Source organism: Leucobacter rhizosphaerae (assembly GCF_022919175.1).
GTDB lineage: Bacteria > Actinomycetota > Actinomycetes > Actinomycetales > Microbacteriaceae > Leucobacter > Leucobacter rhizosphaerae.
Window position 1 is genome coordinate 534,954 of the sequence record NZ_CP095043.1, and the last position, 22,263, is coordinate 557,216.

Genomic DNA, 22,263 nt, shown 5'->3' on the forward strand with positions numbered 1-22,263 from the left:
GATCGTCGTGAGCGAGGCCGAGGCGACCGACCCCGCCATCACTCCCACCAGGCGCGGCCTGCTGGGGATGATCGGCACCGGCGTCGCCGGCCTCGCCCTCGGCGGCGCCGGCGGGGCAGCCGTGACCGCCGCCGCCCTCGCCGGCACCGGGGCCGACGGTTCCAGCGGCTCGGTCGTGCCGTTCCACGGGGCGCACCAGGCCGGCATCGTCACGCCCGCGCAGGACCGCCTGCACTTCGCGTCGTTCCGGATGGTGCGCGGGGCGACCCGCGACGATCTGATCGCGCTGCTGCAGGACTGGACCGCCGCGGCCGAGCAGCTCTGCCGCGGCGAGGCTCTGGGCACGGGCATCGAGTCCGAGGATCCGCTCCTGCCGCCGGACGACACCGGTGAGGCCGAGGGCCTGCACGCCGGGCACCTCACCCTGACGTTCGGCCTCGGGCACCAGCTCTTCACCGGGGAGGAGGACGACGCGGATCCGTTCGGGATCCGCGCCAAGCTCCCCGACACGTTCACCCCGCTGCCGTCGTTCGCCTTCGACCTCCTCGAGGCGACGCAGAGCGGCGGGGACCTGTGCGTGCAGGCGTGTGCCGACGATCCCCAGATCGCGGTGCACGCGATCCGGAACCTGGCGCGGATCGCCATCGGTCGCGCGCACCTCTCGTGGAGCCAGCTGGGGTTCGGTCGCACCTCCTCGACGTCCCGCGACCAGGAGACGCCGCGGAACCTGTTCGGGTTCAAGGACGGCACGATGAACATCATGTCGGACGAGCGCGCGGCGCTGGATGCGCACGTCTGGGTCGGGGGCTCCGCGCCGGAGTGGATGCGCGGCGGCACGTACCTGGTCGCGCGGAAGATCCTCATGACCATCGAGACCTGGGACCGGACCTCGCTGCTCGAGCAGGAGCGGGTGTTCGGACGGACCAAACGCACCGGCGGCCCGGCCACCGGCGGGGGAGAGTTCGAGCAGCCCGACTTCACGGCGACGAACGCCGCGGGCGAGCCCACCATCGACATCGCCGCGCACGTGCGCCTCGCGCACCCCGATCAGAACGGCGGCGCGCGGATCCTGCGCCGCGGCTACAACTACGTGGACGGCTCCAATGGCCTCGGGCAGATGGGCGGGGGGCTCTTCTTCATCTCGTTCCAGCGCGATCCCGCGATGTTCGTCCGGGTGCAGCAGTCGCTGAAGCCGGACCTCCTGAACGAGTACATCCGCCACATCGGCTCCGGGCTCTGGGCGGTGCCGCGGGGGATCGCGCAGGGCGAGTTCGTCGCTCAGGCGCTCTTCGAGTAGACCGGGGCCAGGTCCGCGACACGCGGTGCGGGCGACGAGGAGATGTACTCCTCGATGAAGCGCCCGAGCACCATGTGCGACGCGCGCACGTCCGCGTGCTCCACCTGCTCGATGATCGCGTCGACCTCTCCCGGGTTGAAGTACCCGTGGTGCGCGTAGGTGCGCACACGGTCCGTGAACGCCGCCGTGTCGAGCTCGGGGTGGAACTGGGTCGCGTAGACGTTCCTGCCGACGCGGAACGCCTGCACCGGGCAGGTCGCGGAGCCCGCGAGTACCGTGATGGAGTCCGGCACCTCGCTGATCGCCTCCTTGTGCCCGACGAACGCGTCGAACGCCTCGGGGAGCTCGTGGAAGAGCGGGTCGACGATACCGGCGGGGGTGAGCGTGATGCGCACGGCCTGCGAGGATTCGCCGTAGGTGCGGTCGACGCGGGCACCCTGGTGCGCGCCGATCGTCCCGATTCCGTAGCAGACCCCGAGAAACGGAACGTCGCGCGCGATGACCTCGTCGAGCAGCTGCGCGAGCTCGCGCTCCACGCGAAGCTCGGTCGGGGACTTCGCCTCGGTGGGCTCGCTCACCGTGAACGGACTGCCTGCGAGGATGATCCCGGAGTAGGCCGCGAAGTCGATCGGACCGAGGGAGTCGCGGTCGATCCGCCGCCACTCGAGGTCCTCGGGCAGTAGGCCGGTGAGCCGGCAATACGCCGCGTGCTCCTCCGCGGCGACGTCGTCCTCGCCGCGTGAGGTGACCAGCAAAAACGGCTTCATGCCTCTACGGTAGCGCGTTGCGCCGGAGAGGCATGAAGCCGTTGCGTTGTGTTGCAGTCGGGTGGCGACTCAGTCGACGGAGCGGATCGCCACGACGGCGTTGTGGCCGCCGAACCCGAAGGAGTTCGAGATCGCGAGTTGCGGCCCGTCGCCGAGCGACTGCGGTTCGCCGGAGATGGTGAGCGGAATCTCGGGATCCTGCTCGGTCACGTTGATCGTCGGCGGTGCAATGCGGTTCTGCACGGCGAGCACGGAGAACACGGCCTCCAGAGCGCCCGTGCCACCGAGGAGGTGCCCCGTCGCGCCCTTCGTCGCCGAAACCGGGATCGAGTCGACCCGATCCCCGAACACGACGCGCAGCGCACCGTACTCCGCGATGTCGCCGGTCGGCGTGGAGGTGGCGTGGGCGTTGATGTGCGTGACCTGGTCGGGGGTCGCACCCGCCGTCTCGAGCGCGAGCAGCACTGCGCGGCTCGCTCCCTTGCCCTCGGGCTCCGGAGCGGTGATGTGGTAGGAATCCGCGGTCACGCCGCCACCGGCGATCTCCGCGTAGATCTTCGCACCGCGAGCGAGCGCGTGCTCCTCGGTCTCGACGACGAGGGCCGCGGCACCCTCGCCCATGACGAACCCGTCACGGTCGATGCTGTAGGGGCGCGAGGCGGTCTCGGGGGAGTCGTTCCGCTTCGACAGCGCCTGCATGGAGTTGAAGGACGCGAGGGTGATCGGGTGGATCGCCGACTCCGAGCCGCCGACGATGACCACGTCGGCCAGACCGGCCTGCAGGTGCTCGTAGGCGTTCACGAGCGACTCGGTGCTCGATGCGCAGGCGGACGCCACGGTGCGGGCGTAGGCGCGGGCCTCGAAGTGCATGGACACCGCGGCGGCCGGTGCGTTGGGCATCAGCATCGGCACGGTGAGCGGCATGACGCGCCGCGGGCCCTTCTCACGGAGGGTGTCCCAGGCGTCGAGCAGCGACCAGAGGCCGCCGATCCCGGTGGCCCAGTCGACACCGAGGCGTTCGGCGGGGAGCTCCGGGGAGCCCGCGTCGGCGAACGCCTCCATTGCGGCGATGAGGGCGAACTGGCTGGACGGGTCGAGGCGCTTGGCCACCGGACGGGCGAGCACCTCTTCGGGTCGCACGATCGCCTCGGCGGCGAACCGCACGGGCAGGTCGTACTGCTCGACCCAGTCGTACTCCAGGGCGCGCGTACCGGACGTGCCCGCGAGCAGCGCTTCCCAGGTCTCTCGGGCAGTGCCGCCGATCGGCGTCGTTGCGCCGATGCCGGTAACGACAATCTTCTTGCTCATGTGGTCATGCTCCGCGTGATCGAGTGGCCGTGGGGTGAAGCGACACGCGCTTCGAAGTGAGGGGGTGCGTGGGGGAGGCGGGGAATCCCGCCTCCCGTCCGCGCGTGCTTAGGCCTGAGCCTTGACGATGAAGTCGACGGCGTCGCCGACGGTCTTCAGGTTCTTGACCTCTTCGTCGGGGATCTTGACGTCGAACTTCTCCTCGGCGTTGACGACGATGGTCATCATCGAGATGGAGTCGATGTCGAGGTCGTCGGTGAAGGACTTGTCCGCCGCCACCACGTCAGCCGCAATGCCGGTTTCGTCGTTGATGAGCTCTGCGAGTCCGGCGAGGACCTCTTCGTTGCTGAATGCCATTCTGTATTCTCCTTGTGTGTTGTGGTGGGGAAATTCTACGTCTGGAAGCGACCGAACCGGGGAGCCGGAGCGGCGCGCTGGGAGCTAGGGGATCTCGACGACCTGGGCCCCGTACACGAGGCCGGCGCCGAACCCGATGGTGAGCGCGAGCCCGCCGGAGAGCTCCGGGTGCTCCTCGAGGAGCGCGTGCATCGCGAGCGGGATCGAGGCCGCCGAAGTGTTGCCCTGCATCTCGATGTCGCGCGCGACGATGACGCTCTCGGGGAGCTTCAGCTGCTTGGCGAACTCGTCGACGATGCGCATGTTGGCCTGGTGCGGGATGAAAGCCGCGAGATCGGACGCCTCGATGCCGGATTCCTCCAGCGTACGGCGTGCGACCTTCGCCATCTCCCAGACGGCCCAGCGGAACACGGTCTGCCCGTCCTGGCGCAGGGTCGGCCAGGCGACCTCGCCGCCGCCGTTGCGGTACTCCTGGAACGTCGAGCTGACGCGGATCGCGTCCCACTTCTCGCCGTCGGAGCCCCACACGGTCGGGCCGATCCCGGTGTGGTCGCTGGGGCCGACGATCACCGCACCGGCGCCGTCCGCGAGCAGGAACGAGATGCTGCGATCCGTGGGATCCACGATCTCGGAGAGCTTCTCGGCGCCGATCACCAAGACGTTCGTGCAGATGCCCGCGCGCACGAGGCCGTCGGCCTGCGCCACGCCGTAGACGTAGCCGGCGCACGCGGCCGAGATGTCGAATGCCGCGGCCGGGGTGAGCCCGAGGCGGTGGGCGGCGAGCGACGCCATCGAGGGGGTGACCGCGACGTTCGAGATCGTCGAGATGATCACACCGTCGATCTCCGAGCGGTCGAGGCCAGAGCGTGCGATCGCTTCCTCGGCGGCCGCGACCGCGAGGTCGACCGCTTCGATCCCGTCGCTGGCGCGGCGGCGCTGGATGATCCCGGTGCGCTGCCGGATCCACTCGTCGGAGGAGTCGATGGGCCCGACGAGGTCGTCGTTCGGCACATTGAGGTCGCCGCGGGCGGCGCCGATCGAGAGCAGACGGGTGAAGGCGGGGCCCGAGGGCTGCACAAGCTGAGCCATGTGCTGGTTCCTTTCGATCAGGCTGCGTCGGCGAGCAGAGCGACCGCCGCGTCGAGGTCGGCGGGGGACTTCACGGCGACCGCGGGGGTACCCTTCAGCGCGCGCTTCGCGATGCCGGAGAGCGCGCCCGCGGGCGTGAGCTCGATGAGCCCGGTGATGCCCGCGGCTTGGAAGCCCTCCATGCACGCGTCCCAGCGCACGGGGTGCGCGACCTGCGAGACCAGGAGGTCGAGGAAGCGGGTGCCGTCGGTCACGACCGAGCCGTCGTGGTTGGTCCAGAGTCGGTGCGTGGGATCCTGCGCGGTGACCTCGGCGGCCGCGTCGCGCAGCGCCGGGATCGCGTCCGCCATGTACGACGTGTGGAAGGCACCGGCGACCTGCAGACGGATCACCCGAGCGCCCCGGGGGGCCTGCTCAGCGAGCGCGTCGAGCGCGTCGAGCGCCCCCGCGGCCACGATCTGGCCGCCACCGTTCCGGTTCGCCGGGGTGAGGCCCTGGGCCTCGATCGCGGCGAGCACGTCGGGTTCGACCCCGCCGACCACCGCGGCCATGCCGGTCTCCGCGCGGGTCGCGGCCTCCGCCATCGCGCGGCCGCGCACACCGACCAGGTGCAGCGCGTCCTCCTCGGAGAGCACCCCGGCAACCGCGGCTGCAGCGAACTCGCCGACCGAGTGGCCGGCGACACCGACCTCGGCGAGCGACGTGCGCGCGGCGAGCTCGCGCCACGCGAGCAGACTCGCGGCGACGATGAGCGGCTGGGCGATCGCGGTGTCGCGGATCGTGTCCGCGTCGCTCACCGTGCCGTGCGCAATGAGATCGACGCCGATGCGCTCGGAGGCGGTTCCGAGGGCCTCTCGTGCGCCCGGAAGCTCAAGCCACTCGTTGAGAAAACCGGGGGTCTGGGAGCCCTGTCCAGGGCAGGCGAGAACAATCACGTCGTCCAGTTTCTCAGATCCAGGCGGAAGTCCCTGCATATAACGCACCATAAATCGGAAAAATGATTGTGGGAACTCATCATTTTTTCGACGGTGCGGCGCGGCGGCCGCCGTGCTGCGCGATCGACCCGGCGATGAGCGCCGACTGCAGGATCAGCGCCTCGCGCGCACCCGTGGCGTTCCACCCGATGACGTCCGACACCTTCTTCAGACGATAGCGGACCGTGTTGGGGTGCACGAAGAGCTCCCGCGCCGTGGCCTCGAGCGAACGGCCGTTGTCGAGGTAGCACCACAGCGTCTCGAGCAGTTCGCCGGAGTGCGCGCTGAGCGGCTCGTATATCTGCTCGATCAGCGTGCGTCGCGCAAGCCCGTCACCGGCCAGCGCCCGCTCGGGCAGCAGATCGTCCGCCGCGACCGGTCGCGGAGCGTTGCGCCAGGAGCGCGCGACGGCGACCCCGGCGAGCGCGGCGCGCGCACTGCGCGACGCCGCGACGAGGTTCTCCACGGTCGGTCCGAGCACCACCGGGCCGTCGGAAAAGCCCTCCGCCAGGCGGTCCGCGATCTCCAAAAAGGTCAGCGACACGGGCTCGCCCGTGTTCGGATCCTTCGGCGACGACTCCATGCGCCCGAGCACCACCACGAGGCGGGTGCCCTGCAGCCCGATCAGCACGTCGGCGCCCGCGTGGCGGGCGGTGCGCCGCAGCTGATCGACGTCGACGAAGCGCTCGGCGGTGCCCACGAGCACCGCCGCGTCACCGTCGCCGTGCCAGCCGAGCGCTGCGATCCGGCTCGGCAGCTCGTCATCGGATTCCCCGGTGAGGATCGAGTCCACCACCAGCGCTTCGAGGCGCGCGTCCCAGAGCCCGCGAGCCTCGGCCGCGCGGGCGTAGACGTCGGCGGCCGCGAACGCGACGTCGCGCGAGTAGTGGAGCACCGCCTCGCGGAGGGCCTCGCTGCGGGGCGAGACGCGATCCTCGACCACCGACACCACCACGCGGATCAGCTGCAGCGTCTCCTGCAGGCTGATCGAGCGCAGCAGCTCACGCGGTGCGGAGCTGAAGACGTCGGAGGCGATCCACGGGGTCGCCGACGGATCCTCGTACCACTGGATAAAGGAGCTGATCCCGGTCTGCGCGACGAGACCGACCGCCGATCGCCGACTCGGCGGCATGTTGCCGTACCACGGCAGCGTGTCGTCGAGTCGGGCGATCGTCTGGGTTGCGAGCTCGCCGGCTATCGTGCGCAGCCAGGCAAGCTCCTGCTCTTTCATGCGATCCATCAGGATCCCGGGCCTAGGCGTCTCCGCCAGCGCCACCGGTCGTGCCGGCGTTGACATCGTTCAGACGGTACTGCTCGGCGGCGCGACGCGGGACCTCGGCGTCGATCTTGCCCTGCGCGGCGAGTCGCTGCAGGATCCGCACGATGATGGACTCGCGGTCGATCCCGAAGTACCGTCGCGCCGCGGCGCGGGTGTCGGAGAACCCGAAGCCGTCCGCCCCGAGGACCGAGTAGTCGCCCGGCACGAACTGACGGATCTGCTCCGGAACCTGCGTCGCCCAGTCGCTGACCGCGACCACTGGGCCCTCGGCCCCCGCGAGCTTCTGCGTGAGGTACGCCTCGCGTGCCGGCTCGTCGAAGTGGCGGAAGTTGTGCTGCTCGGCGGCGACGCCGTCGCGCCCGAGTTCCGTCCAGCTCGTGACGCTCCACACGTCCGCGGCCACGTCCCAGTCGCGGGCGAGGATCTCCTGCGCCTCGATCGCCCACGGCACAGCGACACCCGACGCGAGGATCTGCGCGGCGTGCTGGCCTTCGCCGGCCGCGCTCACGCGGTGGATGCCCCGCACGATGCCCTCGACGTCGACGTTCTCCGGCTCGGCCGGGTGCACGATCGGCTCGTTGTAGACCGTGAGGTAGTACATCACGTTCGGATCCGGGTGCTCACCGCCGTACATCCGCTCGATGCCGGAACGGACGATGTGTCCGATCTCGTAGCCGTATGCAGGATCGTAGGAGATGACGGCGGGGTTGGTGGCTGCGAGTGCCATCGAGTGGCCGTCGGCGTGCTGCAGGCCCTCACCCGTGAGCGTCGTGCGTCCGGCGGTCGCACCGATGATGAATCCGCGCGCCATCTGGTCGCCCGCGGCCCAGAGCGCGTCGCCCGTGCGCTGGAAGCCGAACATCGAGTAGAAGATGTAGACCGGGATCAGCGGCTCGCCCTGGGTCGAGTACGAGGTACCGACCGCGGTGAAGGCCGCGGAGGCCCCCGCCTCGTTGATGCCGACGTGGATCAGCACGCCCTGCGGGCTCTCCTTGTAGGCGAGCAGCAGCTCGCGATCGACGGAGACGTAGTTCTGCCCGTGCGGGTTGTAGATCTTCGAGGTGGGGAAGTAGGAGTCCATGCCGAAGGTGCGCGCCTCGTCGGGGATGATCGGCACGAAGCGGGGGCCGAAGCCCTTGTCGCGCATCAGGTCCTTCAGCATGCGCACGAAGATCATCGTCGTCGCGGCCTCCTGCGTGCCCGATCCCTTCGCCGCGATGGCGTAGCTCTTGGGTTCCGGCAGCGTGAGTTCGGTGTGCGTCGAGCGCCGCTCCGGCAGGTATCCGCCCAACTCGCGACGACGCTCGTGGATGTACTGGATCGCCTCGTCGTCGTCTCCCGGGTGGTAGTACGGGGGACGGTAGGGATCGGCTTCGAGCTGCGCGTCGGTGATCGGGATGCGCATGGTGTCGCGGAAGAGCTTCAGGTCCTCGAGCGACATCTTCTTCATCTGGTGCGTCGCATTGCGGCCCTCGAAGTGCGGGCCGAGACCGTAGCCCTTGACCGTCTTCGCGAGGATGACGGTCGGGCGGCCCTTATGCGCCATCGCGGCGGAGTAGGCGGCGAAGACCTTGCGGTAGTCGTGGCCGCCGCGGCGCAGCTGCCAGATCTGGTCGTCGGAGTAGCCGTCGACCAGGCGTGCCGCGCGCTCGTCCTTCCCGAAGAAGTGGTCGCGGATGAACCCGCCGCTCTCGGCCTTGTAGGTCTGGAAGTCGCCGTCGGGCGTGGTGTTCATCACGTTGAGCAGGGCGCCCTCGGTATCGCGCTCGAGCAGGTCGTCCCACTCGCGGCCCCAGATCACCTTGATGACGTTCCAGCCGGCGCCGCGGAAGTAGCTCTCGAGCTCCTGGATGATCTTGCCGTTGCCGCGCACCGGGCCGTCCAGCCGCTGCAGGTTGCAGTTGATCACGAAGGTGAGGTTGTCGAGGCCCTCGTTGGCCGCGACCTGCAACTGACCGCGGCTCTCGACCTCGTCCATCTCGCCGTCGCCGAGGAAGGCCCAGACGTGCTGGTCGGAGGCGTCCTTGATGCCGCGGTTCGTGAGGTACTTGTTGAGCTGCGCCTGGTAGATCGCGTTGATCGGGCCGAGACCCATCGACACGGTCGGGAACTGCCAGAAGTCGGGGAGCAGACGCGGGTGCGGGTAGCTCGGCAGCCCGCCGCCGAGGTGCGACTTCTCCTGGCGGAACCCGTCGAGCTGGTCGGCGGTGAGGCGCCCCTCGAGGAAGGCGCGCGCGTACATGCCGGGGGAGGCGTGCCCCTGCACGAAGATCTGGTCGCCACCGCCCGGGTGATCCTGCCCGCGGAAGAAGTGGTTGAAGCCGACCTCGTAGAGGGACGCGGCCGAGGCGTACGTGGAGATGTGCCCGCCGACCCCGATACCGGGCGCCTGCGCGCGGTGCACGGTCATCGCGGCGTTCCAGCGGATCCACGAGCGGTACTTGCGCTCGAGCTCCTCGTTGCCCGCGAAATCGGGCTCGTCGTCCGATGCGATGGTGTTCACGTAGTCGGTCGTCGGCACCTGCGGCACGTTGAGATGCAGCTGGCGGGACCGGTCGAGCAGGCTCGTCATGATCTCGCGCCCGCGGCCGGCGCCGCGCTCCTCCACGACCGCGTCGAGCGACTCGCGCCACTCGGCGGTCTCCTGCGGGTCCTGATCATCGTGATCAGGGGCGTAGGGATCCTGTGTGTTCACAGCCAAGATGGGTACTCCGTTCACCATGAGACGTGCGCGCTCTGGGCACGGCTTGGTGCACCCGTGCGCAGCACGAAGGGTCCCCGCTGGTCCGCGGGTCGCCTCCCAGACTAGCGAACATCCACGACGAATCAGTGAATACTCCGTTGCAGTGTGTCACCTCTGCACAATCCGCGGGTCGCAATCGGTAGTGTGGACCTGCATTCTCGTTCTCACGGGCGCGTCACGCGCCAGAAGGGAGGCACCCTTGGTGCTTCAGGTCGGCGCGGTGGCGCCCGATTTCACGCTGTCGGATCAGCACGGCGAGGAGCTGACGCTCTCCGAGCTGGTGGCCGAGGGCCCGGTCGCCCTCGTGTTCTTCCCGCTCGCGTTCTCCGGCATCTGCACGGGTGAGCTGTGCGAGCTGCGCGACAACCTGTCGGTGTTCTCGGACAGCAAGGTCCGTCTCGTCGGGGTGTCCGTCGACTCCGTCTTCACGCTCCAGGCATGGGCGAAGCAGGAGGGCTACGAGTTCTCGATCCTCTCCGACTTCTGGCCGCATGGCGCGGTCGCGAAGGAGTACGGTGTGTTCATCGAGGACGGCGGCATCGCGACCCGTGCGACGCTCGTGATCGGCCAGGACCGCTCCGTGCTCGCCTCGTTCGAGACCGAGCCGGGCCAGCCGCGTGATTTCGCGGCGTACCGCGAGGCGCTGGCAGACATCGGCTAGCCGTCTGAATTGGTGTCCGCGAGCGACCTTCCCTAGGATGGGGGAGTTCGCTCGCGGACGAGGGGCCTGTAGCTCAGCTGGTAGAGCGCCACGTTTACACCGTGGATGTCGTCGGTTCGATCCCGGCCGGGCCCACCGAATCTCTCGCTCGAGCGACGCGCAGCTCGGTGCTACCGCGTGCGTCCTCGGTACTTCAGCACCGCTCCGCCGTAGGCGACCGCGAGGATCCCGATCAGCCAGGCGAGGGCGACCCAGATCTCGCCGCCCACCGGCTGTAGCGCGAACAGGGCGCGCAGCGTGTCGACGATGGCTGTGACGGGCTGGTGCTCGGCGAACCACGCGACCGGGCCGGGCATCGACTCGGTCGGGACGAACGCCGAGCTGATGAACGGCAGGAAGATCAGCGGGTAGCTGAAGGCACTCGCGCCATCGACCGTCTTCGCCGACAGCCCCGCCACCACCGCGATCCAGGTGAGTGCGAGCGTGAAGAGCACGAGGATCCCCGTGACTGCGAGCCACGCAAGCGGCGACGCCCCCGTGCGGAATCCCAGCAGCAGCGCGACTCCGGTGACCACGGCCACCGAAACGAGGTTCGCCGCCACCGAGGTGAGCACGTGCGCCCAGAGGGCGCTCGACCGCGCGATCGGCATCGACTGGAACCGCTCGAAGATCCCGCCCTGCAGGTCGAGGAACAACCGATACGCCGTGTACGCCACGCCCGAAGCGATGGTGATGAGCAGGATCCCGGGCAGCATGTACGACACGTACGGCTCGTCCGACCCTGTCGAGATCGCCCCTCCGAGCACGAACACGAAGAGCAGCATCAGCGCGATCGGCGTGACGACGGTGGTGATGATCGTGTCGGGGCTCCGAAGGATGTGCCGGAGCGAGCGCCCCGTCAAGACGGTCGTGTCGCGGAGCAGGTGTGCGGTCATGATTCCTCCCGAGTCTTCGGACCGACGAGGGAGAGGAAGATCTCCTCCAGCGACGGTTGTTTCTCGACGACCTCGACGGTGGCTGACGGCAGCAACGATCGCAGTTCCGCGAGCGTGCCGTGCTGAATGATGCGACCCTCGTGCAGGATCGCGATGCGGTCCGCGAGATGCTCTGCCTCCTCGAGGTACTGCGTCGTGAGGAGCACCGTGGTGCCGCCGTCCGCGAGCTCCCGCACCGTCTCCCAGACCTCGTTCCGCGCCTGCGGATCGAGACCGGTCGTCGGTTCGTCGAGGAAGATCACCGGGGGAGACCCGATGAGGCTCATGGCGATGTCGAGTCGTCGCCGCATCCCTCCCGAGTAGGTCCCCGCTCGGCGCTGTCCGGCGTCGGTGAGCGCGAACCTTGCGAGCAGCTCATCGGCGATCTCCGCAGGCCGCGAGAGATGTCGGAGGCGGGCGACGAGGATCAGGTTCTCGCGGCCCGTCAATACCTCGTCCACCGCGGCGAACTGCCCGGTCAGGCTGATCGATTCGCGCACCCGCTGCGGGGCGTCGGCGACGCCGTGGCCGCAGACGGTCGCCGCGCCGGCGTCAGCGGAGAGCAGGGTCGACAGGATGCGGACGAGGGTCGTCTTCCCTGCACCGTTCGAGCCGAGCAGTGCGACGATCGTGCCGGCTTCGACATCGAGGTCGACGCCGCGGAGCACCTCGGTGCCCGCGAACGCCTTCGTGAGTCCCTGGATCCGGATCTCCGGTCCCGGGACAGGACTGGTGCGCATGTCGGTTCCTCTCTCCGTGGGATCCGTCAGGATCCGGATCCGGATCCTGACGCGCTCGGATCGCCCGAGCTCTCCGCTTCGGCGCGGTCGATGGTGTCGTTCAGGCGCTTCCGCTCCTTGCTCACCCACTGCCCGTCCGCGTAGTTCGCGATGAAGGTCTCGGCGAACTCGACCGGGTCGTCCCCGACGATGTCCCGGATCGGCGTGCCGTCGGCCGCCGCCTGCTCGACGAAGTCGGCCAGGTCGTCCAGCATCTGCACGAGGACGTCGCCCTTGGCGATCGCACCGGCGTACATGAGGTACCGCTCCAGTCCGTCGAGGGCCGTCCGGTAGCCGGCCGGCAGGGCCCGCTTCCGTGCCTGGTACTGCTTCCACCGCCGTTTGTCTTCGAACGATCCGGTGACCTGTTCAATCCAGCCTGCAACCATGATGACTCTCCTTGTTCCTATGCGTGTTCGGGTGGGGTGTCGGTGCGGAGCGCCTCGATCCGGTCGGACAGGAAGCCCCAGGTCGACCAGAACTCATCGAGTACGGCCTGGCCGTCCGTGTTGAGTGCGTAGACCTTTCGCGGGGGACCCTTCTCCGATGGCACCCGCTCGACATCGACCAGACCGCGCTGCTCGATCCGGATCAGCAGCGCGTAGACGGTGCCCTCGACGATGTCGGCGAAGCCGTGCTCGCGCAAGCGCGCCGTGATCTCATACCCGTATGCCGGCTGTTCGCGGAGCAGCGCGAGCACGACCCCCTCGAGCGTGCCCTTCAGCATCTCGGTCATCTGTTTCGCCATGTGCGGCACGTCCTCGACTACTCGGTGTGACTGGGTACCACTACATAGTAGAGCCAAGTACCACTCGATAGCAACACTGAGTACCGGAATCTAGGCGCGCCAAGCGTCACCTATGTACAGAGATCTGCATTCCCGCTGACGGATTCGCGCGATCCGATCAGCGGGAATGCAGATCTCTGCTCGAACGTCTGTCAGCGCACACGCGCATCAGCGCGGCGCACAGGCATCCCTAGCGGGGCAGTGCCGTCTCGATCACCGAGATGATGGCCGGGTCATCCGGCACCACCGTCGGCCGGAACCGGCTGATCGAGTCGTCCGGAGCGATCACGAACTTCTCGAAGTTCCACTTCACGCGCCCCTTCTTGCCGTCGGCGTCGCGCACCTCGTGCAGGATCTCGTACAGCGGGTGCTTGTGGCGACCGTTGACCTTCGTCTTCTCCATGAGCGGGAAGGTCACGCCGTACGTGAGCGAGCAGAACTCCTTGATCTCCTCCGCGTTGCCGGGCTCCTGCCCGAGGAACTGATTGCAGGGGAACCCCAGCACGGTGAAACCGCGATCCTGGTACCGCGCCTGCAACGCCTCGAGAGTCTCGTACTGCGGGCTCAGACCGCACTTCGACGCGACGTTCACCACGAGCACCACCTCATCGGCGTGGGCCGCCAGCGTCGTCGATTCGCCGTCGATCGTGGTGAGGGGGATGTCGCGGAGGTTCATGCGTCCAGCCTATGCGCGGAGCCTGTGAGCGTCACAGCGGAATGTTCGATCGGCCGGACGTGTTGAGATCCTCGTCAGCATCGGACGATAGGTTCGGCAGTAACGAAAAGGGGAGCCACCCATGGGTGCACCGCACGGTGAGACGAGTGTTCCAGTCGAGTTCAGCGGCGCCGAGGCGCTCAAACGCGCCTTCCGCGAACACCCCGCTGGCGTGGCGCTCATCACTGCCCAGACCGAGGACGGGCCGGTCGGTCTCACCGCGTCGAGTGTCGCATCGGTCGGCATCGATCCGCCCACGCTCGCCTTCTCCGTGACCCGCGCGACGGGCAGTGCGGGCGGGATCCTCGGCGCCGACAGCTATCTCGTGCATCTGCTCGACGCCCGCCACGCCGACCTCGCGCTGTCGTTCGCGGTGTCGGGCGCCGAGCGCTTCACCGCCGAGCAGGGCTGGGAGCAGCTCGACACCGGGGAGCCGTTCCTGCCCGACTCCCGCGTCGCGCTCCGCTGCCGCACGCTCCACTCGCTCGGCGTAGGGTCTTCGGTGATCGTCGTCGCCGAGGTGCTCGGAGCGCACTTCGGCGCGTCCGAGACCCCGATGGTCTACCACGACCGACGCTTCATCCCGCTTCCCGCCGTCGACCCGACCCGCTAGGAGATCACCATGACCGAGCCCGCCGATCGCACCGACCCGTCCACTCGAGACGCCGACGAGCACTCGACGCTCGGCAGCTACGTCACCGGGGGCGAGGCGTTCGAGCGCGACACCCAGTACATCGAGGATCGGATCGTCGCGGATCCCGCCGCGGTGCGCGCACTCCCCGCTCCCGGGCGCTCGAAGATCGGCACGCTCGGCGCTGGCCTCAGCGAGGGCGCGCAGGCCTGGCCGGTGGAGGCGAATCGCTACCGCCTCATCGCCGCGCCGGCGTGCCCGTGGGCGAATCGTACGCTGATCGTGCGCCGCCTCCTCGGTCTCGAGGATGCCATCTCGATCGGGCGCCCCGGCCCGATCCACGACGCACGATCCTGGACCTTCGATCTCGACCCCGACGGGCGCGATCCGGTGCTCGGCTCGGAGCGCCTGCAGGAGCACTACTTCGCCCGGTTCCCGGGCTATCCGCGCGGCATCACCGTGCCCGCCATCGTCGATATCCCGAGCGGGGGAGTCGTCACGAACGACTACCCGCAGATCACCCTCGATTTCTCGACGGAGTGGCGCGCATTCCACCGGGAGGGAGCACCCGACCTGCTGCCTGCGGAGCTCGTGGACGAGATGTGGCCCGTGATCCAGCGGGTCTTCACCGAGGTGAACAACGGCGTCTACCGGTGCGGTTTCGCGGGCAGCCAGGAGGCGTACGACGACGCGTATCGTCGACTCTGGGAGACGCTCGACTGGCTCGAGGATCGGCTCTCGACTCACCGGTTCCTGATGGGCGACCGCATTACCGAAGCCGATGTGCGGCTCTTCACCACCCTGGTCCGCTTCGACCCGGTGTATCACGGCCACTTCAAGACGAATCGCAACCGACTGACCGAGATGCCGAATCTCTGGGCGTATGCGCGCGAGCTCTTCCAGACTCCCGGGTTCGGAGACACCGTCGACTTCGTGCAGATCAAGCAGCACTACTACGTCACGCACCGCGACATCAACCCGACGGGCATCGTGCCGGCCGGCCCCGACCTCGAGAACTGGTTGGAACCCCACGGGCGCGAGCGCTTCGGAGGATCGCCGTTCGGCGACGGGACCGCTCCGGGTTCGGTGCGGCCGGACGAGCGCATCACACCCGGCCACAGCCCGCTGGTGCCGAGCGAATTCACGCTCCCGAACTAACCCGCGAGGGTCGGGATCCCGATCGTGTTGAGGTTGCGGGCCTTGTCGCGGCGCTCGACCGCGACGCTCACACCCGCGAGCGCGAATCCGAGCGCGGCGAGCAGCACCCCGACCCACCCGGGGGCGAGATACCCGATTCCCCCCGCGATGACGAGGCCGCCGAGCCAGGCCCCGAGGCTGTTGCCGATGTTGAAGGCGGCGTGGTTGACCGCGGCGCCGAGCAGCGCGGCCTCGTTCGAGATCCGGATCAGTCGGGTCTGGATCGAGGGGATCAGCGCCGACGACGTCACGCCGATCACGAACACGGTCAGGATCAGTCCGACCGGCGCACTCGCGAACTGCGCGTAGGCGAGCAGCGCGAGAATGAAGGCTGCGAAGCCCCACGTGACCGTGCGGGTCGCGTGCCGGTCGGTCGCCCAGCCGCCGAGCAGGTTGCCGACCGTCATGCCGATGCCGAGGCACGCCAGCACCCACGGCACCGCGGAGGCGGGGAAGCCCGTCTCGCGTGTGGTCACCTCGGCGATGTAGGAGTAGACCGCGAAGAACCCGCCGAACCCGACCGCGCCCACCGCGATCATGATCCACATGCGGGGGTTGCGGAGCGCCGAGAGCTCCTGGAGCGCGCTCCGCTCCGGGTTCCCCGGGAACCTCGGCAGCGCCCAGAATCCGATGAGGAGCGTGAGGCCGAAGATGACGGCGACGAGCACGTAGGCCCAGCGCCAGCCCACGGTCTGTCCCAGCCACGTCGCGAGCGGCACACCGATGACGTTGGCGATCGTGAGTCCGGAGAGGGCGAGCGCCACGCCGCGCCCCTGCTTGCCGGGGCCCATGATGCGTGCTGCGAGGAGCGATGCGACGCCGAAGTACGCGCCGTGGGGCAGCGCCGCGACGAAGCGGGCGATCGCGAGAGTGCCGAAGCTCGGCATGAAGGCCGACGCGAGCGACCCGACGATGAAGAGGCCGAGGAGCCAGAACGCCAGTCGGGTCTGCGACATGCGCGACGCGAGCACGGCGAACGTCGGCGCGCCCACCACAACGCCGAGTGCGTACGCGGTGATCAGGATCCCGGCTTGGGCGATGCCCGTGTCGGGGGCCGCCTCGAATCCGGGGAGCAGTTCGCGCGCCACGTCCGGGAGCAGCCCCATCGTCGCGAATTCGGTGACGCCGATCCCGAAGCCGCCGAAGGCGAGGGCGAACAGGGCGACGTTCCGGCGGAACGGGGTGAGCTGGGTCATGCAGGCCTTTCGGAGTGCGGATCAGGTGGAGTGTGTGAGCACACGGGTGCTGACGCGGCACTGCGACCCTGCAATGCTAGTCCCTGACCGTTCCGAGCAGGTTTCGGCGGTTGCCGACGGCTCTGCGGCGACCGGTGACTACCAGCCGCGGGCGAGCCAGGAGGCGAGGGCCGGGGACTCCGCGCCGATGGTGGTGCTCGCGCCGTGACCGGGCTGCGCCGTCATCGCAGCGGGCAGGGTGAACAGACGGGTGCGGATCGACTCGACGATCTGCGGGAAGCTCGAGTACTCCCAGCGCGTCGCCCCCGGCCCGCCCTGGAACAGGGTGTCACCGGAGAAGACGGTGTCGAGCGCGGGCGCGACGAAGCAGACCGAACCCGGGGTGTGACCGGGCGTGTGGACCGTGGTCAGGTCGATCCCGGCGACGAGGAACGATGCGCCGTCCTCGAGTTCGAAATCCGGCGGGGTGTCGCCGTGCGTCTGCTCCCAGAGGAACAGGTCCGCCGGGTGCAGGTAGAGGTGCGTGTCGAGCCGCCGAGCCGCGGCGACGGCGGCGTTCACGTGATCTTCATGCCCGTGCGTCAGGAGGATCCCGAGCACGTCGCGATCCCCGACCCCCGCCACGATGGCCTCCGCGTCGTGCGCGGCATCGATGACGAGCACCTCGGAGTCGTCACCGACCAGCCAGACGTTGTTCTCGAGGGCCACACCCTCCGGCGGGAACCCGGGCCGGCCGGCACCGATGAGGCCGGTGGTGATGACACGGTCGATGCGCGCGGAGGTGCTCATGGGCGCCTGCCCTTCCTGTGGTGTGCGATGTCGGAGTTGCCATGCTACCCGGGGCCCACGACAGCGGCCGGAGCGCTACCGGGCTCGTGCGCTCCGGCGATCTCCAGCCGCAGCTCAGCGACCCGGGTCGCGGCGTCGACGAGCCTCGCCTCCGGCACCGCGCCGCTGTCCACCGCGGCGATGAGGCCGTCGATCATCGCCGGCACCGCCGCACCGTCGAGGTGGAGCAGCAGGTCGTTGCCCGCGAGCAGCGCCTGGATCGCGTTCTGCGTCGCGTCGAGCAGTGCGGGCTCGCCGGAGTTCTGGAGCATGACCAGATCGTCCGTGACGATCACCCCGGTGAACCCGAGGTCCTCCCGGGCGATCCGGTGCCACTCGGGGGAGAGGGAAGCGGGGAGCGGGTCGATGGTCGGAAAACGCACGTGTCCGGTCATCATGAGCTCGGCCCCCGCGTTGATGCCCGCGCGGAACGGCACCGCCTCGGTGGTCTTCCAGGCGGCCCGATCCAGAGGGGACTGCGGGATCATCTCGTGAGAGTTCCCAGGCGCCGAGCCATGCCCCGGGAAGTGCTTGAGGGTGGAGCGCACCACGCCCCGTTCGCCGCGCACCGCGGCCGCAACCCGGTCCGCAGCGTCATCGGGTGTGACTCCGAGCACCCGGTCGGCGAGAAAGCTCGACGGATCCGCCGTGATGTCGGCCATGATCCCGAAGTTCACGCTGACTCCGGTGTCGGCGAGCAGCCGTGCGCGAGCCGCGAAGGCCGCTTCCGTGGCGTCCGGCGCCTCGGTTCGCAGTGCGCTCGCGCTCGGCAGGTCGTCCCAGGCCAAGCGGGAGACGACTCCACCCTCTTGATCGATGCCGATGAGCGCGGGAAATCCGGGATCGCCGGCGACCACCCCGGTCAGGGCGCGCAACTCTTCCGGCGTCGCCGGGACGTTCGATCCCATCAGGATGACGCCGCCGAGACCCTGAGCCTCGATGAGACTGCGCAGCGCGGCCGGATCGGTGCCGGGGGCGGTGCTCATGACGATGCTCGCGACCTTCTCGCGGGTGGTCGCGGAGGTCACGCGCTCCACCGCGTCGGCGTGCCTGAGCTCGGCCGGGGTCGGCGGTGCCGGGGTGGTCGGCTCGGAGGTCGGGCTCGGCCCGCTCGAGGCGGCGGATCCGGACGACCCGGCGGGCTCGGTCGCGCATCCGGCGAGCAGGATCAGCGCGGCGGTGAGCGCCACCGCGCCGAATCGCCGGATGCGCGGTCGACGCACTATGCGCGGGTGACGATCACCGGACAGGGGAGGGCCTGCAGGACCCCGTGGCTCACCGAGCCGAGCAGGAGCCGGGAGATTCCGCCACGGCCTCGGCTGCCGACGACCAGCAGATCGGCCCCCTCCGCGGCCTGCACCAGTGCCGCGACCGGCGGAGCCTGCACGATCTCGCGACGGATCTCGAGGTCGGGGTAGCGGCTCGCGAGGCCGGCCACGCCGATCGCGATGGCCTCCTCGGCCGCGGCGCGCTGGGACTCGACGAGCTCCTCGCTCCAGAGGTACTCGAGCCCCGGGGTGAGGGGCGGCATCCACGCGTACACCGCGACGAGCGGAAGCCCGCGGAAGGACGCTTCCTCGGCCGCGAACGCGATCGCCTTCTTCGAGGCATCCGAGCCGTCCACGCCCACCACGACGGTCGAGTCCCGGCGCACGTCGTCCTTCGGGATCACGGCGACCGGGCAGTGCGCGGTCGCCGCCGCCTTCACCGCCCGGGTGCCGAAGAAGGAGCCCGCGAGGCGACCCCCGCCGTGCGCACCCAGCACGAGGAGATCGGCGTGGCGCGAGGCCTCCTCGATCTCCGCGATCGGGTGCCCGACGACGGCGCTCCCGCTGATCTTGCCGGTGAACCCGAGGCTCCGCGCGTACTCCGTCTCCGCCGCGAGCATCTGCTCGGACGCCTGCTGCGCCTCGGAGAGAAAGGCCACGCTCTCCGAGAGGAACGAGTCGTCGGCGACGTGGAGCAGCTCCACGGCCGCACCCCGTTCACCAGCCCGAGCGAGGCCCCACGCGAGGGCGACCCGGCTCTGTTCTGAACCGTCGACTCCAATGAGATATGTACCGGACATGTGCTGCCTCTTCTCTCTCGGTGCTGCTGGGAACGGGATCGGTGCCCTAGGACTCCAGTGCGGGCAGGTGTGCCGGGTGGCTGCCCGCGAGCTGTTCGATGATGCGCACGACCTGGCAGCTGTAGCCGAACTCGTTGTCGTACCAGACGTAGAGGATGGCGGTGTTGCCGGTAACGATCGTGGCCAGGCCGTCGACGATGCCCGCGCGGTTCGAACCGACGAAGTCCGTCGACACGATCTCGGGGGACTCGACGTAGTCGATCTGGGTGCGCAGGCTGCCCGTCAGCGAGACCTTCTCGAGGAAGGCGTTGATCTCGTCGCGATCGGTCTCGGTCTCGAGCTGCAGGTTCAGCACCGCCATCGAGACGTCGGGGGTGGGAACGCGGATCGCGTTGCCGGTGAGCTTGCCCTCGAACTCGGGGAGCGCCTTCGCCACGGCCTTCGCGGCACCCGTCTCCGCGAGCACCATGTTCAGGGCGGCCGAGCGGCCGCGCCGGTCGCCCTTGTGGAAGTTGTCGATCAGGTTCTGATCGTTCGTGTAGGAGTGCACGGTTTCGACGTGCCCCTGCTTCACGCCGAAGCGATCGTTGATGACCTTCAGCACGGGAGTGATCGCGTTGGTGGTGCAGGAGGCGGCGCTCAGGATCGTGTGCGCGTCGGTGATGTTGCCGCTGTTCACGCCGTACACGACGTTCAGCATGTCGCCCTTGCCGGGTGCGGTGAGGAGCACACGAGCGATGCCCTGGTTCTGGAGGTGCTGGGAGAGCCCCTCGGCGTCGCGCCACTTGCCGGTGTTGTCGACGAGGATCGCGTCCTCGATCCCGTACGCGGTGTAGTCGACCTCGGCGGGGTCGTTCGAGTAGATCACCTGGATACGCACGCCGTTGGCGAGAATCACGTTCTCGTCCTCCAGCACCTTGATCGTGCCGTTGAAAGGGCCGTGCACCGAGTCGCGTCGCAGCAGGTTCGCCCGCTTCTCGAGGTCGTTGTCCGACCCCTTGCGCACGACGATCGCCCGCAGGTTCAGACCGTTGCCGCTCCCCGTGTGGTCGATGATGATGCGTGCGAGCAGCCGGCCGATGCGACCGAACCCGTAGAGCACCACGTCGGTGCCGCGACCCGGCTTCGCGTCGAGCGCGGGGGCGAGCTCCTCCCGAAGGTAGGCGCTGAGGTCGGAAGCGCCCGACGCGCGGAAACCGTTGGCGAGGAGGGCGAGATCCACCGAGACCGGCCCCGGCTGGATCTCCGCGAGCGCCTCGACGATGGCGGAGGTCTCGGTCAGCGACAGCTCGACGTCATCGATCTTCCGGGCAAAGCTGTGCGCGCGGATGATGTCGATCGCGGACCGGCCGACCAGGCTGCGGCCATGCACGGACATCACCACGTCGTGATCCCGGTACAGCTGGCCGATCAGCGGGATCATCCGCTCCGCGAGTTCCTGCTTCGTCTTCCAGGCTTCCAGGTGAGACACAGCTCGCTGATTCATGTGAACGGAGAGTTCCTTCCAAAGTGATGAGGAGTTCGGCCTGCCCGCCGGCGCCGTGTCGGCGTCACTCCCAGTATCCCACGGGAACGCTGGAGCGAGACCATGACGCCGTGTGACACGCTGATTTCGCGCGCCGTCCGGGGTGCCCCAGGCTGGTTTTGTTCAGACATGGCCCCGGATCCGGGGCCCACACTCCGATATCACCACTTGAGGAACACCATGAGTTTCACGAAGCGCGGCATCCTGGCCGCTTCCATCGCCGGCCTGGCGCTCGTCCTGGCGGGATGCTCCGCACCGGCCGCCGACAGCGGCTCCGAGGAGGGCGCTGAGAGCGGCCCCGTGCGCATCGGCGTCGTCGGCTCGAGCGATCCCTACTGGGAGACCTTCACCGCCGCAGCAGCCGACGAGGGCATCGAGGTCGAGCTCGTCGACTTCACCGACTACAACCAGCCGAACCCGGCGCTGAGCGAGGGTGAGCTCGACCTCAACCAGTTCCAGCACATCGTGTACCTCGCGGACTACAACGTCGCGAACGACGACGACCTCGTCGCGATCGGGTCGACCGCGATCTACCCGCTCGCCGTGTTCTCCACGAAGCACGACGAGCTGAGCCAGATCCCGGAGGGCGGCACCGTCGCGATCCCGTCCGACCCGACGAACCGCGCTCGTGCGCTCAACGTGCTGCAGGCGGCCGAGCTCATCGAACTCTCCGACGGCGGTTCGCTGTTCTCGACCCCCGACGACATCGACACGGCGGCCTCGAAGGTCTCCGTCACCGAGATGGACGCCTCCTTCACCGCGACCTCCCTCGCCGACGTCGACGCCGCGGTCGTCAACAACGACTTCGTCACCGACGCGGGTCTCGAGTTCTCGGACGCCCTGTACCAGGACGATCCCGAGGACGAGGGCGCGAAGTACTTCATCAACATCTTCGCCGCGAAGAAGGCCGACGCCGAGAACCCGACCTACCAGAAGCTGGTCGAGATCTACCAGACCAACGCCGACGTGCAGGCCGGCGTGCTCGAGAACTCGGGCGACAGCGCCATCCTGCTGAACACCCCCGTCTCCGAGCTGCAGGAGATCCTGACCGACTCCGAGGCCCAGGTCCGGGACAACGGCTAGACCTC

22 protein-coding genes and 1 tRNA gene are annotated in these 22,263 nt (G+C 68.9%); 6 read left to right on the top strand and 17 right to left on the bottom strand.

The window, feature by feature from the left end:
• Position 1: 1 nt before the first annotated feature.
• A complete protein-coding gene (gene efeB / locus MUN76_RS02420) occupies positions 2–1,297 on the top strand; it encodes an iron uptake transporter deferrochelatase/peroxidase subunit (protein WP_429953339.1) in 1,296 nt (431 codons plus the stop codon).
• Here the strand turns inward: efeB and MUN76_RS02425 are convergent.
• The 7 genes from MUN76_RS02425 to aceE form a co-directional block, all read right to left on the bottom strand.
• On the bottom strand, positions 1,279–2,064 hold the full coding sequence (locus MUN76_RS02425; RefSeq protein WP_244686831.1) for a glutamine amidotransferase: 786 nt from the start codon (positions 2,062–2,064) through the stop codon (positions 1,279–1,281). The genes efeB and MUN76_RS02425 overlap by 19 nt on opposite strands.
• Before the next feature lie 69 nt (positions 2,065–2,133).
• On the bottom strand, positions 2,134–3,372 hold the full coding sequence (locus MUN76_RS02430; protein WP_244686832.1) for a beta-ketoacyl-[acyl-carrier-protein] synthase family protein: 1,239 nt from the start codon (positions 3,370–3,372) through the stop codon (positions 2,134–2,136).
• A gap of 108 nt (positions 3,373–3,480) precedes the next feature.
• A complete protein-coding gene (locus MUN76_RS02435) occupies positions 3,481–3,729 on the bottom strand; it encodes an acyl carrier protein (RefSeq protein WP_099725062.1) in 249 nt (82 codons plus the stop codon).
• Positions 3,730–3,813: 84 nt separating this feature from the next.
• On the bottom strand, positions 3,814–4,818 hold the full coding sequence (locus MUN76_RS02440; RefSeq protein ID WP_244686834.1) for a beta-ketoacyl-ACP synthase III: 1,005 nt from the start codon (positions 4,816–4,818) through the stop codon (positions 3,814–3,816).
• Positions 4,819–4,835: 17 nt separating this feature from the next.
• Positions 4,836–5,753 carry an ACP S-malonyltransferase gene (locus tag MUN76_RS02445; protein WP_244686836.1) on the bottom strand — a complete coding sequence of 306 codons (918 nt, stop codon included), beginning with the start codon at positions 5,751–5,753 and terminating at the stop codon, positions 4,836–4,838.
• A 79-nt stretch (positions 5,754–5,832) separates the two neighbouring features.
• Complete coding sequence (locus MUN76_RS02450; protein ID WP_244688627.1) at positions 5,833–7,032, bottom strand: PucR family transcriptional regulator; 1,200 nt, start codon at positions 7,030–7,032, stop codon at positions 5,833–5,835.
• A 13-nt stretch (positions 7,033–7,045) separates the two neighbouring features.
• A complete protein-coding gene (aceE, locus tag MUN76_RS02455) occupies positions 7,046–9,772 on the bottom strand; it encodes a pyruvate dehydrogenase (acetyl-transferring), homodimeric type (protein WP_244686837.1) in 2,727 nt (908 codons plus the stop codon).
• A 241-nt stretch (positions 9,773–10,013) separates the two neighbouring features.
• On the opposite strand from aceE, the gene MUN76_RS02460 reads away from it, so the two are divergent.
• Positions 10,014–10,475 (top strand): peroxiredoxin, encoded by a 462-nt coding sequence (locus tag MUN76_RS02460; RefSeq protein ID WP_283248118.1) that lies wholly within the window; start codon positions 10,014–10,016, stop codon positions 10,473–10,475.
• Between the two features lie 62 nt (positions 10,476–10,537).
• Positions 10,538–10,610, top strand: a tRNA-Val gene (locus MUN76_RS02465).
• A 35-nt stretch (positions 10,611–10,645) separates the two neighbouring features.
• On the opposite strand, the gene MUN76_RS02470 is transcribed toward MUN76_RS02465, so the two are convergent.
• The 5 genes from MUN76_RS02470 to MUN76_RS02490 all read right to left on the bottom strand — a co-directional run bounded on the left by MUN76_RS02470 (position 10,646) and on the right by MUN76_RS02490 (position 13,691).
• Entirely contained in the window at positions 10,646–11,410 is a 765-nt protein-coding gene (locus MUN76_RS02470; RefSeq protein WP_244686839.1) for an ABC transporter permease, read from the bottom strand.
• Positions 11,407–12,189: an ABC transporter ATP-binding protein gene (locus MUN76_RS02475; protein WP_244686841.1), complete on the bottom strand. Its 783-nt coding sequence runs from the start codon at positions 12,187–12,189 to the stop codon at positions 11,407–11,409. The genes MUN76_RS02470 and MUN76_RS02475 overlap by 4 nt, the downstream gene beginning before the upstream one ends.
• Before the next feature lie 26 nt (positions 12,190–12,215).
• Complete coding sequence (locus MUN76_RS02480) at positions 12,216–12,617, bottom strand: DUF1048 domain-containing protein (RefSeq protein WP_244686843.1); 402 nt, start codon at positions 12,615–12,617, stop codon at positions 12,216–12,218.
• Positions 12,618–12,634: 17 nt separating this feature from the next.
• Positions 12,635–12,976 (bottom strand): PadR family transcriptional regulator, encoded by a 342-nt coding sequence (locus tag MUN76_RS02485; protein ID WP_244686844.1) that lies wholly within the window; start codon positions 12,974–12,976, stop codon positions 12,635–12,637.
• A gap of 229 nt (positions 12,977–13,205) precedes the next feature.
• Positions 13,206–13,691, bottom strand: a complete 486-nt coding sequence (locus MUN76_RS02490; protein ID WP_244686846.1) for a glutathione peroxidase — start codon at positions 13,689–13,691, stop codon at positions 13,206–13,208.
• Positions 13,692–13,812: 121 nt separating this feature from the next.
• Here MUN76_RS02490 and MUN76_RS02495 point away from each other — a divergent pair, with 121 nt between their 5' ends.
• Together MUN76_RS02495 and MUN76_RS02500 are read left to right on the top strand one after the other, a co-directional pair.
• Entirely contained in the window at positions 13,813–14,343 is a 531-nt protein-coding gene (locus MUN76_RS02495) for a flavin reductase family protein (protein WP_244686848.1), read from the top strand.
• 9 nt (positions 14,344–14,352) lie between these two features.
• Positions 14,353–15,519 carry a glutathione S-transferase family protein gene (locus tag MUN76_RS02500; protein WP_244686850.1) on the top strand — a complete coding sequence of 389 codons (1,167 nt, stop codon included), beginning with the start codon at positions 14,353–14,355 and terminating at the stop codon, positions 15,517–15,519.
• On the opposite strand, the gene MUN76_RS02505 is transcribed toward MUN76_RS02500, so the two are convergent.
• From MUN76_RS02505 to MUN76_RS02525, 5 genes are all read right to left on the bottom strand, one after another.
• Positions 15,516–16,754, bottom strand: a complete 1,239-nt coding sequence (locus MUN76_RS02505) for an MFS transporter (protein WP_244686851.1) — start codon at positions 16,752–16,754, stop codon at positions 15,516–15,518. The two genes, MUN76_RS02500 and MUN76_RS02505, sit on opposite strands and share 4 nt — an antisense overlap.
• Positions 16,755–16,892: 138 nt before the next feature.
• Positions 16,893–17,543 (bottom strand): MBL fold metallo-hydrolase, encoded by a 651-nt coding sequence (locus tag MUN76_RS02510; RefSeq protein ID WP_244686853.1) that lies wholly within the window; start codon positions 17,541–17,543, stop codon positions 16,893–16,895.
• Between the two features lie 44 nt (positions 17,544–17,587).
• Entirely contained in the window at positions 17,588–18,805 is a 1,218-nt protein-coding gene (locus tag MUN76_RS02515) for a glycoside hydrolase family 3 N-terminal domain-containing protein (protein WP_244686855.1), read from the bottom strand.
• A complete protein-coding gene (locus MUN76_RS02520) occupies positions 18,805–19,650 on the bottom strand; it encodes a universal stress protein (protein ID WP_244686856.1) in 846 nt (281 codons plus the stop codon). Before MUN76_RS02520 ends, MUN76_RS02515 begins: the two co-directional genes overlap by 1 nt.
• 46 nt (positions 19,651–19,696) lie before the next feature.
• Positions 19,697–21,136, bottom strand: coding sequence for a glyceraldehyde-3-phosphate dehydrogenase (locus MUN76_RS02525; protein WP_244686858.1), 1,440 nt, complete (start codon positions 21,134–21,136; stop codon positions 19,697–19,699).
• 219 nt (positions 21,137–21,355) lie between these two features.
• Here MUN76_RS02525 and MUN76_RS02530 point away from each other — a divergent pair, with 219 nt between their 5' ends.
• Entirely contained in the window at positions 21,356–22,258 is a 903-nt protein-coding gene (locus MUN76_RS02530; protein WP_244686860.1) for a MetQ/NlpA family ABC transporter substrate-binding protein, read from the top strand.
• The last annotated feature ends 5 nt before the right edge of the window (positions 22,259–22,263 follow it).